The sequence below is a fragment of the Promicromonospora umidemergens genome (genome assembly GCF_024171995.1).
In the GTDB taxonomy this organism is placed as follows: domain Bacteria; phylum Actinomycetota; class Actinomycetes; order Actinomycetales; family Cellulomonadaceae; genus Promicromonospora; species Promicromonospora umidemergens.
The window spans coordinates 361522-377434 of record NZ_JAMTCT010000004.1 but is presented as its reverse complement, the minus strand read 5'-3'; the positions used below and the strand labels follow the sequence as shown (position 1 = coordinate 377434).

13 protein-coding genes and 1 riboswitch are annotated in these 15913 nt (G+C 73.0%); of the genes, 7 read left to right on the top strand and 6 right to left on the bottom strand.

The annotated features are described in order from the left end of the window. The first annotated feature begins 155 nt into the window (after positions 1-155). On the top strand, positions 156-1337 hold the full coding sequence (locus APR04_RS10055; RefSeq protein ID WP_253869654.1) for an alpha/beta hydrolase family protein: 1182 nt from the start codon (positions 156-158) through the stop codon (positions 1335-1337). A gap of 108 nt (positions 1338-1445) precedes the next feature. On the opposite strand, the gene APR04_RS10050 is transcribed toward APR04_RS10055, so the two are convergent. Both APR04_RS10050 and APR04_RS10045 read right to left on the bottom strand, forming a co-directional pair. Then, complete coding sequence (locus tag APR04_RS10050) at positions 1446-2705, bottom strand: glycosyltransferase (protein WP_253869653.1); 1260 nt, start codon at positions 2703-2705, stop codon at positions 1446-1448. Positions 2706-2817: 112 nt separating this feature from the next. Then, positions 2818-3711: an SMP-30/gluconolactonase/LRE family protein gene (locus APR04_RS10045; protein WP_253869651.1), complete on the bottom strand. Its 894-nt coding sequence runs from the start codon at positions 3709-3711 to the stop codon at positions 2818-2820. Positions 3712-3901: 190 nt separating this feature from the next. Between APR04_RS10045 and APR04_RS10040 the strand changes: the two genes are divergently transcribed. The 4 genes from APR04_RS10040 to APR04_RS10025 are packed head-to-tail and all read left to right on the top strand — an operon-like array spanning position 3902 to position 8554. After that, on the top strand, positions 3902-5368 hold the full coding sequence (locus APR04_RS10040) for a GntP family permease (RefSeq protein WP_253869649.1): 1467 nt from the start codon (positions 3902-3904) through the stop codon (positions 5366-5368). A 2-nt stretch (positions 5369-5370) separates the two neighbouring features. Beyond that, positions 5371-6684, top strand: a complete 1314-nt coding sequence (locus APR04_RS10035; RefSeq protein ID WP_253869647.1) for a four-carbon acid sugar kinase family protein — start codon at positions 5371-5373, stop codon at positions 6682-6684. A gap of 23 nt (positions 6685-6707) precedes the next feature. Then, positions 6708-7757: a 4-hydroxythreonine-4-phosphate dehydrogenase PdxA gene (gene pdxA, locus APR04_RS10030; protein WP_253869645.1), complete on the top strand. Its 1050-nt coding sequence runs from the start codon at positions 6708-6710 to the stop codon at positions 7755-7757. Positions 7758-7780: 23 nt separating this feature from the next. Further along, on the top strand, positions 7781-8554 hold the full coding sequence (locus APR04_RS10025; RefSeq protein WP_253869643.1) for a DeoR/GlpR family DNA-binding transcription regulator: 774 nt from the start codon (positions 7781-7783) through the stop codon (positions 8552-8554). A gap of 49 nt (positions 8555-8603) precedes the next feature. Here APR04_RS10025 and APR04_RS10020 read toward each other — a convergent pair whose 3' ends face one another. The 4 genes from APR04_RS10020 to APR04_RS10005 form a co-directional block, all read right to left on the bottom strand. Continuing rightward, positions 8604-9203 carry a cysteine hydrolase family protein gene (locus APR04_RS10020; RefSeq protein WP_253869641.1) on the bottom strand — a complete coding sequence of 200 codons (600 nt, stop codon included), beginning with the start codon at positions 9201-9203 and terminating at the stop codon, positions 8604-8606. Then, positions 9200-10627 (bottom strand): purine-cytosine permease family protein, encoded by a 1428-nt coding sequence (locus APR04_RS10015; protein WP_253869639.1) that lies wholly within the window; start codon positions 10625-10627, stop codon positions 9200-9202. The genes APR04_RS10020 and APR04_RS10015 overlap by 4 nt, the downstream gene beginning before the upstream one ends. Positions 10628-10740: 113 nt before the next feature. Next, positions 10741-11577, bottom strand: coding sequence for a C40 family peptidase (locus tag APR04_RS10010; RefSeq protein ID WP_253869637.1), 837 nt, complete (start codon positions 11575-11577; stop codon positions 10741-10743). A gap of 13 nt (positions 11578-11590) precedes the next feature. After that, positions 11591-11744: riboswitch (cyclic di-AMP (ydaO/yuaA leader) on the bottom strand. Between the two features lie 212 nt (positions 11745-11956). Beyond that, positions 11957-13297, bottom strand: coding sequence for an FAD-binding oxidoreductase (locus APR04_RS10005; protein WP_253869636.1), 1341 nt, complete (start codon positions 13295-13297; stop codon positions 11957-11959). A 185-nt stretch (positions 13298-13482) separates the two neighbouring features. On the opposite strand from APR04_RS10005, the gene APR04_RS10000 reads away from it, so the two are divergent. Together APR04_RS10000 and APR04_RS09995 are read left to right on the top strand one after the other, a co-directional pair. Continuing rightward, positions 13483-14373, top strand: coding sequence for an RNA polymerase sigma-70 factor (locus tag APR04_RS10000; RefSeq protein ID WP_253869634.1), 891 nt, complete (start codon positions 13483-13485; stop codon positions 14371-14373). A 112-nt stretch (positions 14374-14485) separates the two neighbouring features. Continuing rightward, positions 14486-15871: a serine hydrolase domain-containing protein gene (locus APR04_RS09995; protein WP_253869632.1), complete on the top strand. Its 1386-nt coding sequence runs from the start codon at positions 14486-14488 to the stop codon at positions 15869-15871. Positions 15872-15913: the final 42 nt, after the last annotated feature.

Genomic DNA, 15913 nt, shown 5'->3' with positions numbered 1-15913 from the left:
GTCCGGCGCCGGGGCAGGCCCTGGCGGTCCGGCGGTGTGACGTCGAGGGAAACCCCCGACCTCTCGGTGGCCGGGTTCAGGGGCTTACCTGGCTCGTCCCCGGAATTGCCCGAGAACCCTTGGCCTGCGCGTTCACGTCGTGAAACATCGCACGCATGAAGACGTCCAGACGCAGGCTTCCGTCCGTACTCGTCGCCACCGCACTCGTGGCCTGCGCGGCAGCTGCCGCGCCGAGCGCAGCAGCCGGCACGGCCCCCGCCGGCCCGACGTCGGCCGCCGCACCGTCGGCCGACGATGCTCAGGCACTCTCCCTGCCCGAGCCGGCCGGACCGTTCCCCGTCGGCATGACGCCGATCCACCTCGTCGACGAGGACCGCGCCGACCCGTGGCGGCCCGAGGAGCACCGCGAGCTCATGGTGTCCCTCTGGTACCCGGCGGTGCCGCACGGCGAACCCGCGCCGTATACGACCGAGGCGGTCTCCGCGGCGATCATCGAGGCTGTCGGCCTGCCCCTGGCGCCCGACCTCCTGACGACCGTCGAGACGCACTCCTTCGATCGGGCCCGCGCGCTGCCCGGGAAGCGGCCGCTCGTGGTGCTGTCACCCGGAGCGAGCCTCAGCCGCGAGTCGTTGACGGCACTGGCGGAGGAGCTCGCGTCCCGTGGCTACGTGGTGGCCGGAGTCGACCACACGTACGAGGCGCGGGGCGTGGAGTTCCCCGACGGCAGGGTCGCCGGCTGCCTGCTCTGCGAGCTGCCGTCGAGCCGGGAGCTCGGCGCGCAGGTCACCCGGGGGCGCGCCCTGGACATCAGCTTCGTGCTGGACGAGCTGACGCACGGCCGGGTCTGGCGGCACGGACCGAAGATCGACGCGCGCCACATCGCCGTCGCCGGGCACTCGCTCGGTGGCTCGACCGCCGCGGCCGTGATGGTCGACGATCACCGGGTGGACGCGGGGGTCAACCTGGACGGCACGTTCCAGGTGGACTTCCCCGAGTCGGGGGAGGACGACGCGTTCCTGATGATGGGCAAGGGCGACCACCACCTCGGCGGGGACGAGGGCGACGCGCCGAACTGGGCCGACAACCTCGCCCGGCTCGACGGCCCGAAGCTGTGGTTGCAGATGCAGTACGCGAACCACGGGTCGTTCACCGACCAGATGCTGTTCCTCGAACAGCTGGGCCTGCCGGTCAGCGGCACGGTCGGCGGCGCCCGCGGCGTCGAGATCACCAAGGCCTACGTGGGCGCGTTCCTGGACCGTCACCTGAAGGAGATGGACGCCCCGCTCCTGGACGGCCCGACGGACGAGTACCCGGAGATCGTGTTCCGCGCCGAGTGACGGGCGGTCGGTGGCGCCACCCGATCAGCGCTGGACCGGTCCGCTCCGCCCACCCGGCGCACCGACCGCGACGATCTGCGCCGGGCCGCGCCGGCGAACCCCCGACGATCACCCGGTGAGTCGCTCCAGCTCAGAAACGAGGAGCCCGCTCTCCGCGTCCCGTCGTGCTGCCGTGCCGAGCGCCTCTGCTGCCCGTGCATAGGCCGGATCCTCCACGACCTGTCGGACGGCACGCGCGACCGTTGCAGACGGCGCCGTACGGCGCACGGCGACGCCCGCGCCCCGGGCGGTCACGCGAGCGGCGTTGTCCGCCTGGTCGCGGCCGTGGTGCAGCACGACGGCAGGGAGCCCGGCCGCGAACGCCTTGATCAGGGTGCCGTGCCCGCCGTGGGTGACGACGAGAGCGGCCTGGCGCATCACGTCGCGGTGCGGCGCGGAGGCGACGACGGTCACGTTCGACGGTGCGCGCAGGTCGGCCGGCGAGAGTGCCGGTCCGGTCGTGACCAGGCCCCGGACCGGGAGGCTGCCGAGGGCGTCGGTGATGCGCTGCAGGCACGCGGCCTGGTCCTGAAAGGTCGACGAGAGCGCGACGAGGACCAGCGGAGCGTCTCCGGGCGGTGCGGACCAGACGGTGTCGACGGCCCAGGCAGGGTCGTCGAGCACGGGGCCGACGTACCGCGCGTTCGAGGGGAGCTCGGCCGGGAAGTCGAACTCCGGGCTGGTCAGGAGCAGGAGACGCCGGGCTCGGTGCACCTGGTCCCAGGTGTGCTCGACCGGCGCCAGCCCGTACTCACCGCGCACGGCGTTGAGCCGGGGGAGCACGTACTTGTCGATGAGGCGCGTGCTGGCACCGTTCATCAGCTGGTCCCTGAGCCTGCCCAGGGGGCCGGCGGCCGGTCGCAGCCCCATGCCCATGGGCGGCATCCCGGGGGCGGGCATGGTGTAGATGTTGGGCAGCAGAACGTCGAACGGGATGCCCTCCGCCTCGGCTGCGATCATCGCGCCCAGTGCGACGAACGACGTGACGACGAGATCGGGCCGCACCCGCTCGACGGTCGCCGTGACGTCGAGCGCCTGGCCCGCCGCGGGGCCGACCAGCATGTGGTCGGCCATCCCGCGTGCCTGAGCGAGCGGGCTCCTGATCTCCCAGTCACGGTAGTGCGTACCCTCCGGGCTTCGGTCGGGCCGGTTGGGCGCGGACTGCCAGGGTGCGAACGCAGCGCCGGTGGCGGCGACCTCCGGGGCCATGGAGTTCTCGCCCAGGACCGTCACGTCGTGTCCCCGCTCGACGAGCCGTCGTGCCGCGCCGAGCTCGGGTGGGACCGTCCCGCCCCCGTCGGTCAGGGCGAAGAGATACGAGTGAGCCATCGGCCCAGGCTATGGGCATGAGCAGGGGTCGAACGAGCTCTTTTCCCCGATGGAGGTCGCTCAGGGATCCCACTGGAACCGCCGTCAGCACTCGGTCCGACAGCGCCACGACCTAGCGAATCCCCGTCACGCTGACCCGGATCGACAGCAGCATGTTCGTCGCCGTCACGTACAGGATGTTCCGCTTCGGCCCGCCGAAGGTGAGGTTCGAGCAGACCTCTGGCAGCAGCAGCTTGCCGAGCAGCGTGCCGTCCGGGTCGAGGCAGTGCAGGCCGTCGTGGGCCGCGGCCCAGAGACGGCCCGCGTCGTCGACCCGTACGCCGTCGAACCCGCCGGCGTCGCACGTGGCGAGCACCTCGCCGCCGGACAGGGTCAGGTCCGGCGCCACGTCGAGGCGGCGCACGTGCTTGCGGTCGGTGTCGGTGACGTAGAGGGTCCGCTCATCCGCGGAGAAGGTCAGGCCGTTGGGCCGGCCGAAGTCCGCGGCCACCCGGGTGACCGAGCCGTCCGCGTCCCAGCGGTAGACGTGGCACCCGTCGATCTCGGGGACGGCGTGGTGGCCCTCGTAGTCGCTGTCGATGCCGTAGGCCGGGTCGGTGAACCACACGCTGCCGTCGCTGTGCTCGACCAGGTCGTTGGGGCTGTTGAACCGCTTGTCCTGCCAGCGGTCGGCGAGGACGGTGACGGTCCCGTCGGGCTCGGTGCGCGTCACCGACCGGCTGCCGTGCTCGCACTGGAGCATCCGCCCCGCGCGGTCGACGGTGCGGCCGTTGGCGTAGCCGCCAGGGCTGCGCCAGACGCCGACGCCGCCCGTGGCCTCGTCCCAGGCGAGCACCCGGTCGTTCGGGATGTCGCTGAACAGCACGGTGCGCCACGCCGGCGAGTACGCAGGCCCCTCGAGCCAGCTGCCCTCGTCATAGAGCACCTCGGCGAACGTGTCCCCTCGAACAGGGGCGAACCGTTCGTCGAGACGCTCCCACTGGGCGCGGATCCTGTGCACTGTCACGTCGGGCTCCTTCGGTCCGGCTGGTCGCCTCCGCGACCGGGGCGAGAACACCATCGTGCCTGATGCCGATTCTGCGCTCTCTGTGCAACTTAGATGCTTGATATGCGCAGCAAGCCGGGGCATACTCGCGTTGTTCGATCACCTCGCGGCGTCAACGACGACGTCGTCCTCGGTCCAAGGAAGGACTGTCGTGGATCTCCAGCTCTTGCTCGCGCTCCTGCTCGGCATCGCCACGATCATCGTGGTGGTGCTGCGTACTCGCCTGGACGCGTTCGTCGCACTCATCCTCGCCTCCGTCGTCACGGGGGCCGTCGCCGGGCAGCCGCTGCTCGAGACGATCACCTCGATCACCACCGGATTCGGCAACACCCTCGCCTCGATCGGCCTCGTGATCGGCCTCGGCGTCGGGATCGGCAAGATCCTCGAGGTCTCCGGCGCCGCCGACAGCCTCGCCCGCGCGTTCCTCCGAGCCTTCGGCAAGGGGCGCGAGGAGTGGGCGATGGGCAGCGTCGGCGCGCTCGTGTCCATCCCCGTGTTCTGCGACTCCGGCTACGTCATCATGAACCCGCTCGCCCGCTCCATCGCCCGGGTCAAGCGCGGCGGCTACGTCGCCCTGGCGCTCGCGCTCGGCTGCGGCATGACGCTCACCCACCACATGGTCCCGCCGACGCCCGGGCCGCTCGCCGTCTCCGGCCTGCTCGGCGCCGACCTCGGCCTGGTGATCCTCACCGGGCTGGTCTTCACCGTGATCCTGCTGCCGGTCGTCATCCTGTACGCCCGGTGGGTGGGGCCGCAGCTCGAGGACCGGGTGGTCCCCGCCGTGCGCGAGGCCGTCTACGGCCGGGCAGCAGCGCTCACCGGCGGCCCTCGCGGTGCGGTCGGCTCCGCCGACGACCGGCCCGAGGACGACGACGTCCCGCCGCCGGCCGGCGTCGGCGAGCCGCCGGCCGGGCAGCCTGCCCACAAGGTCGGCGCGTTCCTCGGGTCGCTGCCGCTCCTCGTCCCGCTGCTGCTCATCGTCGCGAACACCGTCACGGCGGCCGTCGACCGCAACCAGCAGGGCGTGCTGAGCGGCGACTACGAGGTGTCGTCGTGGACCGTCCCGTTCGCGTTCGTCGGCAACCCCGTGATCGCCCTGGTCATCGGCATCCTGCTCGCGGTCTACGTGCTGCTGCCGCGCTGGACGCCGCGCAGCACCGTGCACACGTGGCTCTCGGAGGCGGCCGCCTCGGCGGGCCTCATCCTGCTCATCACGGGCGCGGGCGGCGGGTTCGGCCTGGTGCTGCGCGACTCGGGTGTCGGGGACGCACTGGCCGAGGCCATCGCTTCCCTGAGCCTGCCGGTCTTCCTGGTGCCGTTCTTCATCGCCTCGCTGGTGCGCATCGCGCAGGGCTCCGGCACCGTCGCGATGGTCACGGCGGCCTCGGTCACGGCGCCCCTGCTGGAGCCGCTCGGGATCGACCCGCTGCTCGCCGCGATGGCCTGCACCGCGGGGTCCATGGTGTTCAGCTACTTCAACGACTCCTACTTCTGGGTGGTCACGCGGTTCACCGGCCTGGAGGGCACCGCAGCCCTGAAGGGATGGTCGGGCATCACGACCGCCGTGTGGCTGGGCTCGATCCCGCTGCTGTTCGTCCTGAGCCTGGTCGTGGGCTGAGGATGGCGGACATCCTCGTCGTCGCCGACGACCTGACCGGCGCCAACGCCGCCGCAGCGGGGTTCGCCCGCGCCGGCCGGCGGGCGGTGACGGTCAGCCGGTCCGAGCACTGGGAGGCCGTCGCCGAGTTCCACAGCCGGTTCGACGTGCTCGTCGCGACCACGGACACCCGGCACGCACCCCCGCAGGAGGCGGCCGACGTCGCCGCCCGGGTGGTGCGGGCCGCCTGGCCGGTCAGCCTGGTCAGCTCGCGGATCGACACGACGCTGCGCGGCAACGTCGGGCCGGCCACAGACGCCGTGCTCGCCGCCACTCGCGAGCTGTCCGGCCGGCGGGTCGTCGGCCTCTGCCTGCCCGCGCACCCCGCGGCGGGCCGGCACACCGTCGAGGGCAACCAGCTCCTCGACGGCGTGCGCCTGGAGGAGACGGAGCTCGCGCGCGACGTCCGCTCGCCGGTGCGCTCGTCGTCCGTCGCCGACGCGCTGCGGCGGGGGACCGGCCTGACGACGTCGCTGGTCCCGCTGTCGGTGGTCACCGGCAGCGAGGAACGGCTCGAGGCGGCGGTACGCGACGCCGCGGGTGCCGACGTCGTCATCGGCGATGCCCTCACCACCGACCACCTGGACCGCGTGGCACGGGCCGCCGCCGCGGTGGCCGCCGCCGACCCGGACCTCCTGTGGGTCGGCGTCGACCCCGGCCCGGGATCACTCGCCCTCGCCGGAGCGCTGCTGCCCGTCGGTGCGGCCTCCGGAGCGCCGCTGCTCGCCGTCTCCGGTTCGGCCACCGAGCTCACGCGAGCGCAGCTGCAACGCCTGGTCGCCGAGCGGAACGTCGTCGTGGTGCGCCCGGCGGGCGGGCCGGTACCCGACGTCGACGCCACGGCACACCGCCTCGTCGACGCCCTGGAGGGCGCGGGCACCGGCACCACCGTGCTGCTCGCGACGGCGCTCGCCGACCACGACGTCGTGCGGCTCAGCCCCGCCGAGTCGGCCGCGCTGGCCACCGCGCTCGGGCGGATCGCCCGGCGCGCCCTCGAGTCGCGCGTCGTCAACGGGCTGTACACGACCGGTGGAGACATCACCGCGGCGGTCCTCGCCGCCCTCGGTGGCCGCGGCATCGCGGTCGAGGACGAGGTGGTGCCGCTGGCCGTCGCAGGTGAGGTGGTCGGGGGCCCGTGGGACGGTCTGCCGATCGCCACAAAGGGTGGGCTCGTCGGCGGCCCCGACGCCGCCGTGCGATGTCTCGACCACCTCGCTCGGGCCGCTGCCCAGCGAGCCCGCTGGGTACGGACCGCCGTGCCGCAGAGCAGGATCTGATGAACACGCTAGGAGAGAACGCCATGACACGACCCGTCCTCGCCCTCACCGTCGGCGACCCCGTCGGCATCGGCCCGGAGATCACGCTCGCGACCCTGGCGGAGCACGCCGGCGACCCCGCGCACCACGGCATCGCCGTCGGTGACCTCGGGGCGCTCGAACGGGCCAGGGCCGCGCTCGGGCTCGACGTCGAGCTGCGGTCCGTCAGCTCGTGGGACACCGAGCCGGCGGGGCCCGGCGTCGTCGACGTGTTCGACGTCGGGGTGCTCGGCGCCGACCTGCCCGCCTGGGGTCAGGTCGACGCACGAGCCGGCCGGGCCGCCGTCGTCGCCATCGAGACCGCCACCCGGGCCGCGCTGGACGGCGCGGTCGCCGGCGTGGTCACCGGACCCATCAACAAGGAGGCCATCTGGGCGGCCGGCAGCGAGCACCTCGGGCACACCGAGATGCTGGGCGCGCTCACCGGCGTCACCGAGCAGGACACCATGTTCGTGGTGCGCAACACCCACCAGCCCGGGCACCACCTGCGGATCTTCTTCGCGACCCGGCACCTGTCGCTGCGCAAGGCGCTCGACAAGATCACGCGCGAGACCCAGCTCGGCTCGATCCAGCGGGCCGCGCAGGCCCTGGAGATCTTCGGCGTCCCGTCGCCGCGGCTCGCCGTGGCCGCGATCAACCCGCACGGCGGGGAGAACGGGGCGTTCGGCGACGAGGAGATCGTCCACCTCGCGCCCGCCGTGGCGGACGCGCAAGGACTGGGGCTGGACGTGGCGGGCCCCATCCCCGCCGACTCCGTGTTCCACCACGGCCTCACCGGCCGGTACGACGGCGTGCTGTCGCAGTACCACGACCAGGGCCACATCGCGGCCAAGACGTTCGACTTCGACGGGACCATCTCCGTCACGGTCGGCCTGCCGATCCTGCGCACGTCGGTGGACCACGGCACCGCCTTCGACATCGCGGGCCAGGGCGTCGCCGACGCGGGCACCATGCGGTCCGCCTACCTCGCGGCGGTGGAGTACGCGCCGTTCGTCGACGGCATCCGCGCCGCGTACCGGCCGGGCGCCGCGTGAGCGTACCCGCGGGATCCGAGTCGATGCGGCAGAGCACCCGAGCGCGTCACGACGAGCTGCTCTCGCTCATCCGGAGCGGGACCACGCGGGTGGAGGACCTGGCGGAGGTGCTCGCGATCTCCGAGTCGACGGTGCGCCGCGACCTCGCCCGGCTGGGCGCCGAGGGGCTCGTCACCCGGACCTACGGCGGTGCCAGCCCGGAGTCGAGCTTCCACGAGCGGGCGCTGGCGGAGCGGATGCGGGTGCAGATGCCGGCCAAGGTCGCGATCGGCAGGCGCGCCGCCGAGCTCGTGCCCGACGACGGGACCGTGTTCGTGGACGCAGGCTCGACGACGGGGCAGCTCGCCGAGCACCTCCGCGGCCGGTCCGGGCTGACGGTCCTGACCCGAGGGCTCGAGGTCGCACTGCTGCTCGCCGGGTCGCCCGGCCTCGACGTCGTCGTGATCGGCGGCAGCGTGACGACCAAGAGCCACGGCCTGGTCGGGCCGTTGACCACGGTGGCCCTCGAACGGTTCATGGTCGATGTCGCGTTCCTCGGCGTCGATGCCGTCGACCCCCTGGACGGCGTGGGGGAGGCCACCGCGCTGGAGGCACAGGTCAAGGAGGTGGCCGCCCGGCGTGCCCGCCGGACGGTCGTGCTGGCCGACTCCACCAAGCTCGACCGCGGCGCGGTGCCCGCGTGGGCGCCGCTGCCGGCCGGCTGGACCCTCGTCACGGACGAGCGGGACGAGGAGGTGCTGCGGCGGTACCGGGACGCGGGGGTGGTGGTGGAGACGGTGGTGGCGCCGGACGAATGACCATGCAGCTGCTGCCAAGATGACGTCGATCTTGGCAGCAGCTGCATGGTCATCGCTGGTCGGTCGCGAGCACCTCGGCGACCGTCGTGACCTCGACGAGCGGCGCGTAGAGCCGCATGATCGCCAGCGCGCGCTCGTGGTTCTCCGCCGTCGAGCCCGCGCAGGCGTCCGCGACCACGAGGACCCGGCGGCCCGCGTCGGCCGCGGCCAGCGCCGTCGAGATGACGCAGCAGTCGGTGGCCACGCCGGCGAGCACGAGCTCGCCGGCGCCCCGGGTGGCGGCGTCCAGCTCGGGGCCCCACTTGCCGAACGTGGTGCGGGTGATGGCGGGCGCCCCGGAGGCGACGACGTCGGCCAGGTCGGTGATCTCGTAGAGCGGGTCGTCCTCGGGCACGAGCGCGAACGGCCATTGGTCGAAGTAGGCGCGCCAGGCGCCGTCGGGCACGGTGGGGGCGACGTACCGCGTCAGGACGGTGCGGCCGGCGAACGCGGGGAGGAGGCGGCGGGTCCCGGCGAGCGCGGTCGGGTAGTCGGGGGAGGCCCAGGGGCTGGGCGGGCGGGCGAAGACGTCCTGCATGTCGATCACGATCAGGGCGGCGTCCGGTCCGGGCGGCAGGACGGGGGCGGCCCCGCCGTCGGGCGCAGTCATCGCTCCTCCTGGCGGCGTACCGCGCGGGCGCTCAGCAGGAGCGTGCCCGCGAAGCCGATGGCCAGGGCGACCAGCACGCCGAGGTTGGCCCAGGCCCAGCTGCCCTCGACGCCGCCGAGCGGGCCCAGCAGGTAGCCCTGCCAGGCCAGCCACGGCGCATAGGTGTTGGTGACCAGGCCCCAGCCGATGGCGGTGCCCGCCAGCACCAGGAGCACGGCGGGCCAGTTCACGGACCCGTACCGGCCCGCGGCGTCGTACAGGTCGGCGTCGGTGTAGTCGCGGCGGCGCAGCAGGATGTCGGCGAGCAGCACGCCGCACCAGGCGGCGACCGGCACGCCGAGCGTGATGAGGAAGCCCTGGAAGGGGCCGATGAACGAGTCGGCGACGAACACGACGTAGACCGCGCCGACGATCATGAGTCCGCCGTCGATCGCGGCCGCCACCCAGCGCGGCGCGGGCAGGCCCAGGGAGAGCAGCGCGAGGCCCGAGGAGTAGATGTCGAGCGCCGCGCCGCCGATCAGGCCGGCCAGCGCCACCACGGCGAACGGGATGAGGAACCAGGTGGGCAGCAGCGTGGACAGGGCGCCGATCGGGTCGGCGCCGATCGCCTCGTTGAGGGCGGGGTCGGAGCCGGCGAGCAGCAGGCCGAAGACGAGCAGCACCACGGGGGCCAGCGACGCGCCGAGGGTGGTCCAGCCGACGATCCGCGGGCCGGAGGCGGAGCGGGGCAGGTAGCGCGAGTAGTCGGCCGCCATGTTGACCCAGCCCAGGCCGAACCCCGTCATCATGAACACGAGCCCGCCGATCACCTGCGGCGCGCCGCCCGCCGGGATCGCGGCGACCGCCGCCCAGTCGACGTGGTCGGCCACGAGGATGACGTACACGACGGTGAGCACCGCCGTGAGCACCGTGATGATCACCTGCAGGCGCATCACCAGGTCGAACCCGAAGACGCCCGCCGCCACCACGATGCTCGCCACGACCACGAGGGCCACGACCTTGGTGACGGTACCGCCGCCCCAGCCGAGCGCCCCGAGCACGGTGGAGGTCGCGAGGGTGGCCAGCGCCACCAGCACGGTCTCCCAGCCCACGGTGAGGATCCACGACAGCAGGGAGGGCAGCTTGTTGCCGCGCACGCCGAACGCCGCACGGGACAGCACCATGGTCGGTGCCGAACCGCGCTTGCCGGCCAGCGAGATGAACCCGCAGAACAGGAACGACGCCACGATGCCGACCGCGCCGATCACCGTCGCCTGCCAGAACGAGACCCCGAACCCGAGCAGGTAGGAGCCGTAGCCCAGTCCCAGCACCGAGACGTTGGCCCCGAACCACGGCCAGAAGAGGCTGCGCGGCGACCCGCGCCGCTCGGACTCGTCGATGGTGTTCAGGGCATTGGTCTCGACGCTCGTGGGGGAGCTGCTCATGGCGCTGATCCTGCCACCCGGTCCGACGTGGCGGCGAGGGGTCTCAGCTGTGACGCACGAAGGGCCCGCACCGTGTGGTGCGGGCCCTTCGTCGAGCTGGTCGAACTAATGCGTCAGCTGACGCGGATGAAGGTCGGGCTGGACTGCCAGATCTCCGACTCGTGCACCGTCTGGCCAGGGACCGGCGCCTCGATCTGCATCCCGTTGCCCGCGTAGATGGCGATGTGGCCGGGGCTCCAGATGAGGTCGCCCGGCTGCGCCTCGGCCGCGGACACCTCGGTGCCCGCGTAGCGCTGCTCGGAGGACGTGCGCGGCAGGTCGATGCCGATCTGCGCGAACACGTAGGAGGTGAAGCCTGAGCAGTCGAACCCTGCGGGCGTCGAACCTGCCCAGACGTACGGCACGCCGATGTACTGCCTGGCGATGGAGACGATGTCGTTCGCGGCGGCCGGGGCGGCCTCCTCGACGACCTCTTCGACAGGCTCCGCGACGGGAGCCTTCTTCTGGACGGTCTCCTCGACGACGGGCTCCGGCTCAGGCTCAGGCTCAGGCGCGGGTTCCGGCACTGGCACTGGCACGGGCTCCGGCTCCGGCGCGGGCGTCACCTTGATCGTCCCCGTCTCCAGGGCGTACTTGCTGTCAGCGGCGACCCGCACGGCCGGTGCTGTCGCTGCGGCGGACACGGTCACTGCCTCCGCGACCCCGGCCTGCAGGGTCTCGGACTGTGCGGCTCCGGCAGCGGCCAGGGTGTCGTGCTCGGCCGTGGACGTGCCGTGGTCGGCCACCGGTGCGGCGTCCGCCGGGACACTGAGCAGGGTCACGGCCAGGCCGGATCCGGCGGCGACGGCCACGCCGCGGCGGGCCACGGTGGAGATGCCCCGCGCAGCGGCGCGGGAGATCGGGGTCAGCGGGGTGATGGGTCTGCGGGCAGCACGATGGCGCCCTGGCATGCGAGAGGTCACGTTCGGTTCTCCGGACGCCTGCGAGGTGAGCTGTCGGATTCGGATCGGAGAATGACCCGGCCGCGTACTTCCTGTGCGGCTTCACCCCAAGGACACCGATGGTGTCCACCTGCGTGGTTCCCCCGTCCCTGTCATTCGGTCGGTGCAGTCTCGTGGCGGTGACAGGGCTCGGCGTCCGCCTCGAGTGCTCGTGGCGTTCCACGAACCGGGCGACGCTAACCCCCGACGGGCCGAAAGTCACAATCGAGTTACGGTCGCCGGGTACCCGGATGTCGCGCTTGACCCGATTATCCAACGTGGGATACGTCACGGCCCGCATCGGCGGGCGCCGTCCCACCAGGGACGACGCTCGCCGGACCGGGCCGGTCTACGCGGGCCGGACGTTGTGGTTGCGGGCGAACAGGTTGGTGGGGTCGTACCGGCGCTTGACCGCCGCCAGCCGCTGGTACGCCGCGGCCGGGTAGACGGCGGCCACGTCGTCGTCGGCCGTCGACCCGAGGAAGTTCGCGTACGCGCCGTCGAGGTGCGGTGCGAGCTTGTCCCAGATCGCGTCCAGGCCCGGACGCGCGGCCTCGACGACGGGCCTCGGGCCACCGGCGATGGTGGCGACCAGCAGCTCCGCCCGGCGGTGCGCGTAGGCGGTGGCGTCGTCGGCGACTCGTGAGACGGCGCCGCCCATGCTCCGGACGGCGATCGACGGCGACCCCGGTGACGTCCCGACCTCGGCAAGGATCTGCAGGACCTCGGGCACCGCCTCCCGGTCCACGAAGCCGTCGTGGCCGAGCAGCTGGAGGCCCGGCGGCAGCTCGGCGCCGTCGACCAGGATGTCGGCGTACGCGTGCGGCGTGACGTCGTCCTCCAGGACCGTCCCGAGCCGGCGGATCGGGTCGAGCGCCCGGGCCGCGAGCTCCGGGTCGTCCCCGTCGAACGCGACGTGGATCTCGACCGGCGCCTCGTGGCCGCCGGCGAACGGGTTGGCCAGGTTCGCGATGGAGGTCAGCTCCTCGGGCGCCGTGCGCACGTGCTCGGCCCAGCCCTGGAGCACGGTGGCCGCCTCTGCCGCCGGGAAGGTGATCTTGCCGAAGAAGACCTTTGTCGTCGGGTGGGCGACGAGCTCGAAGGCGGTCACGATCCCGAGGTTGCCGCCACCACCGCGGACCGCCCAGAACAGCTCCGGGTTCTCCTGTGCGCTCGCGGGCACCACCGCCCCTGCGGCGGTGACCAGCTCCACGGCCACCAGGTTGTCCAGCGTCAGTCCGTGCTTGCGCACCATCCAGCCGATGCCGCCGCTCAGCGTCAGGCCGCCGACCCCGACGCTCCTGGTGTCGCCGGAGGAGATCGCCAGGCCGTGCGGGCCCAGCACGTCGGCCACCTGGCCCCACGTCGCGCCGCCGCCGACCCGCACGAGGTGCCGGTCCTCGTCGAGGACCTCGACGTCCGCGAGCTCGCGCAGGTCGATCACGACGCCGCCGTCGTTGGTGCCGAAGCCCGGAAAGCTGTGCCCACCGCCCCGCACGGAGAGCACGAGCCCCGAGCCGGCCGCGAACCCGACGGCCGCCTGCACGTCGCCGACGTTCTTGGGGCGCAGGACGTACGCAGGGCTGCCGGCGGCGAGCTTGGTGCGGCTCGCCGCCTCGTACCCGGCGCCGCCCGGTTCGATGATGTCGCCGCCGAAGTCGCGGCGAAGGGTCTCGAGCTCTGCAGTCATGACGTTCCTTCCACGGGGTGCTGGTGCGCGCTGCACCGGACGCACAAGAGACTCCGGGGGCCGGGTGCGTGTGACAGCGGGACAGTGTGACCCGAGCCACACCCGCCGATGCTCGTTCGGTGTCACAGGGCGGCGGGGAACGGAGTCTTGTGGTGAGACCCTCCAGACCGAACAGGAGCCATCCCATGGCCGGCACGTCGCAGTCCGCACCGGATCCCGCCACCGAGGCGTTCGTCGCCCACCGCAACCTGCTGTTCACGATCGCCTACGAGATGCTCGGCTCCGCCGCCGATGCCGAGGACGTGCTGCAGGAGGTCTGGCTGCGCTGGGCCGGCGTCGACCTCGAGGCCGTGCGGGAACCGCGCGCGTACCTGATCCGGATCACCACCCGGCAGGCGCTGACCCGGCTGCGCACGCTCGGGCGGCGCAAGGAGTCGTACGTCGGCCCGTGGTTGCCGGAGCCGCTGCTCACCGCCCCGGACGTGGCAGAGGACGTCGAGCTGGCCGACAGCGTCTCGATGGCCATGCTGCTGGTGCTGGAGACCCTCGCGCCGACCGAGCGGGCGGTGTTCGTGCTGCGTGAGGTGTTCGCGCTGGACTACGACGAGATCGCGGAGGCCGTCGACAAGACCCCGGCGGCGACCCGCCAGATCGCTCACCGGGCGCGTGCGCACATCGCCGCGCGCCGGCCACGCGAGGTTCCCTCGGCAGCCGAGACCCGCAGCGCGCTCGAAGCGTTCCGGCGCGCGGTCGAGACGGGCGACCTGCAGAGCCTGCTCGACGTGCTCGCGCCGGACGTCGTGCTGCTGAGCGACGGCGGCGGGCTCGTGGCGGCCGCGACGGAACCCGTCGTCGGCGCGGGCAGCGTGGCCGGCGTGCTGGGCAAGATCCCGGCCGCGGCGGTGCTGCAGCCGGTCCAGGCGAACGGCTACCCGGCGCTGCTCGTCCGGGTCTACGGCGAGGTCACGACGGTCATGGCGGTGCGCGTAGCCGACGGCCGCATCGCGGGGCTCTACGCCGTGCGCAACCCCGAGAAGCTGTCGCACGTGGAGCGGGAGACCACACTGCGTCGTTGAGCGCGGACCCGGTTCGTGCGACGCCGTGGTTCGTCGGCCCGCACAACTGCTCCCTCGCCTCCTTGTCCGGCCGGACGAACACCACGCGCAGGGCTTTCCATAGCCTGGCGCCATGACATCTCCCGACTCGGTCTCGACCTGGCTTGACGAGCACTTTGCCGACCTGGTGGCCCGGCACCAGGTGCCGGGCGCGAGCGTCGCGGTGCTGGCCGACGGCGAGATCGTCGATGCAGCGGCAGGCGTGCTCAGCACGGCGACCGGGGTCGGGGCGACGACCGACTCCGTGTTCCAGATCGGCTCGATCACCAAGCTCTGGACCACGTCCCTGCTGATGCGGGCGGTGGACGACGGCACGCTCGACCTCGACGTCCCGCTGCGCACGTACCTCCCGGAGTTCCAGGTCGGGGACGACGCCGCGAGCGCCACCATCACCACCCGGCAGCTGCTGTGCCACACGGCCGGGTTCGAGGGCGACGTGTTCACGGACACGGGCCGCGGTGACGACGCGATCGGCAAGTTCCTGGCGGAGCTGCACGGCCTGCCGCAGCTCTTCGCGCCGGGCGCGATGTTCTCCTACAACAACGCGGGCTTCGCGCTGCTGGGGCGCCTGGTCGAGGTGCTGCACGGGATGCCGTACGACCGGGCTCTGACCGGGCTCCTGGCCGAGCCGCTGGGCCTGACGCACGTGGCGCCGAGCCCGTACGAGGCGATCCTGCACCGGGCGGCGGTGGGTCACGTCCAGGGCCCGGAGGGCGGCTGGGCGGCGGCGCCGGTCTGGGCGCTGGCGCGGTCCAACGCGGCGGCGGGGTCCATGCTCGCGATGCGCTCGCGCGACCTGGTCACCTTCGCGGGCATGCACCTGGCCGGGGGTCTGGCACCGGACGGTACGCGGGTGCTGAGCGAGCAGAGCGCGGCCGCCATGCAGACGCAGCAGGTGACGGTGCCGGTCGTCAGCCCGATGGGCGACGCGTGGGGCCTCGGCTGGACCATCTCCCGCACCGGTGGCGGCACCGTCGTCTCGCACGACGGCGGGACGATCGGCCAGGCGGCGTTCTTGCGGGTGGTGCCGGGCGCGAACGTCGCGGTGGCCCTGCTGACCAACGGCGGCGACGTCTTCGGGCTCTACCGGGACGTGGTGCAGCACCTCACGAGCGAGCTCGCGGGCGTCACCCTCGCGGACCGGCCGGTCCCGCCCGCCGAGCCGGGCGCCGTCGACCACGCCCGGTGTGCCGGCACGTACTCCGACACCATCTACGACCTGGTGGTCAGCCGGGACGACGCCGATCGCGTGTGGCTCGACCGTACCCCCAAGGACGTGCTCGCCGAGATCGGCGAGCAGCCGTTCCGCACGGAGCTGGTGCGGTACGCCGACGACGCCCTGATCGCCGTCGACGCCCCGAACGGCGTGCACACCGTCTATGCCTTCCTGGGGGACGACGGCGCCGGCCGGGCCGCGTACATCCACTACGGCCGCGCGGTCGCGCGGGCACTGAGCTGACCCACGGCGCAGGCTGACCCGACGCCGCAGAGCCGACCCGAC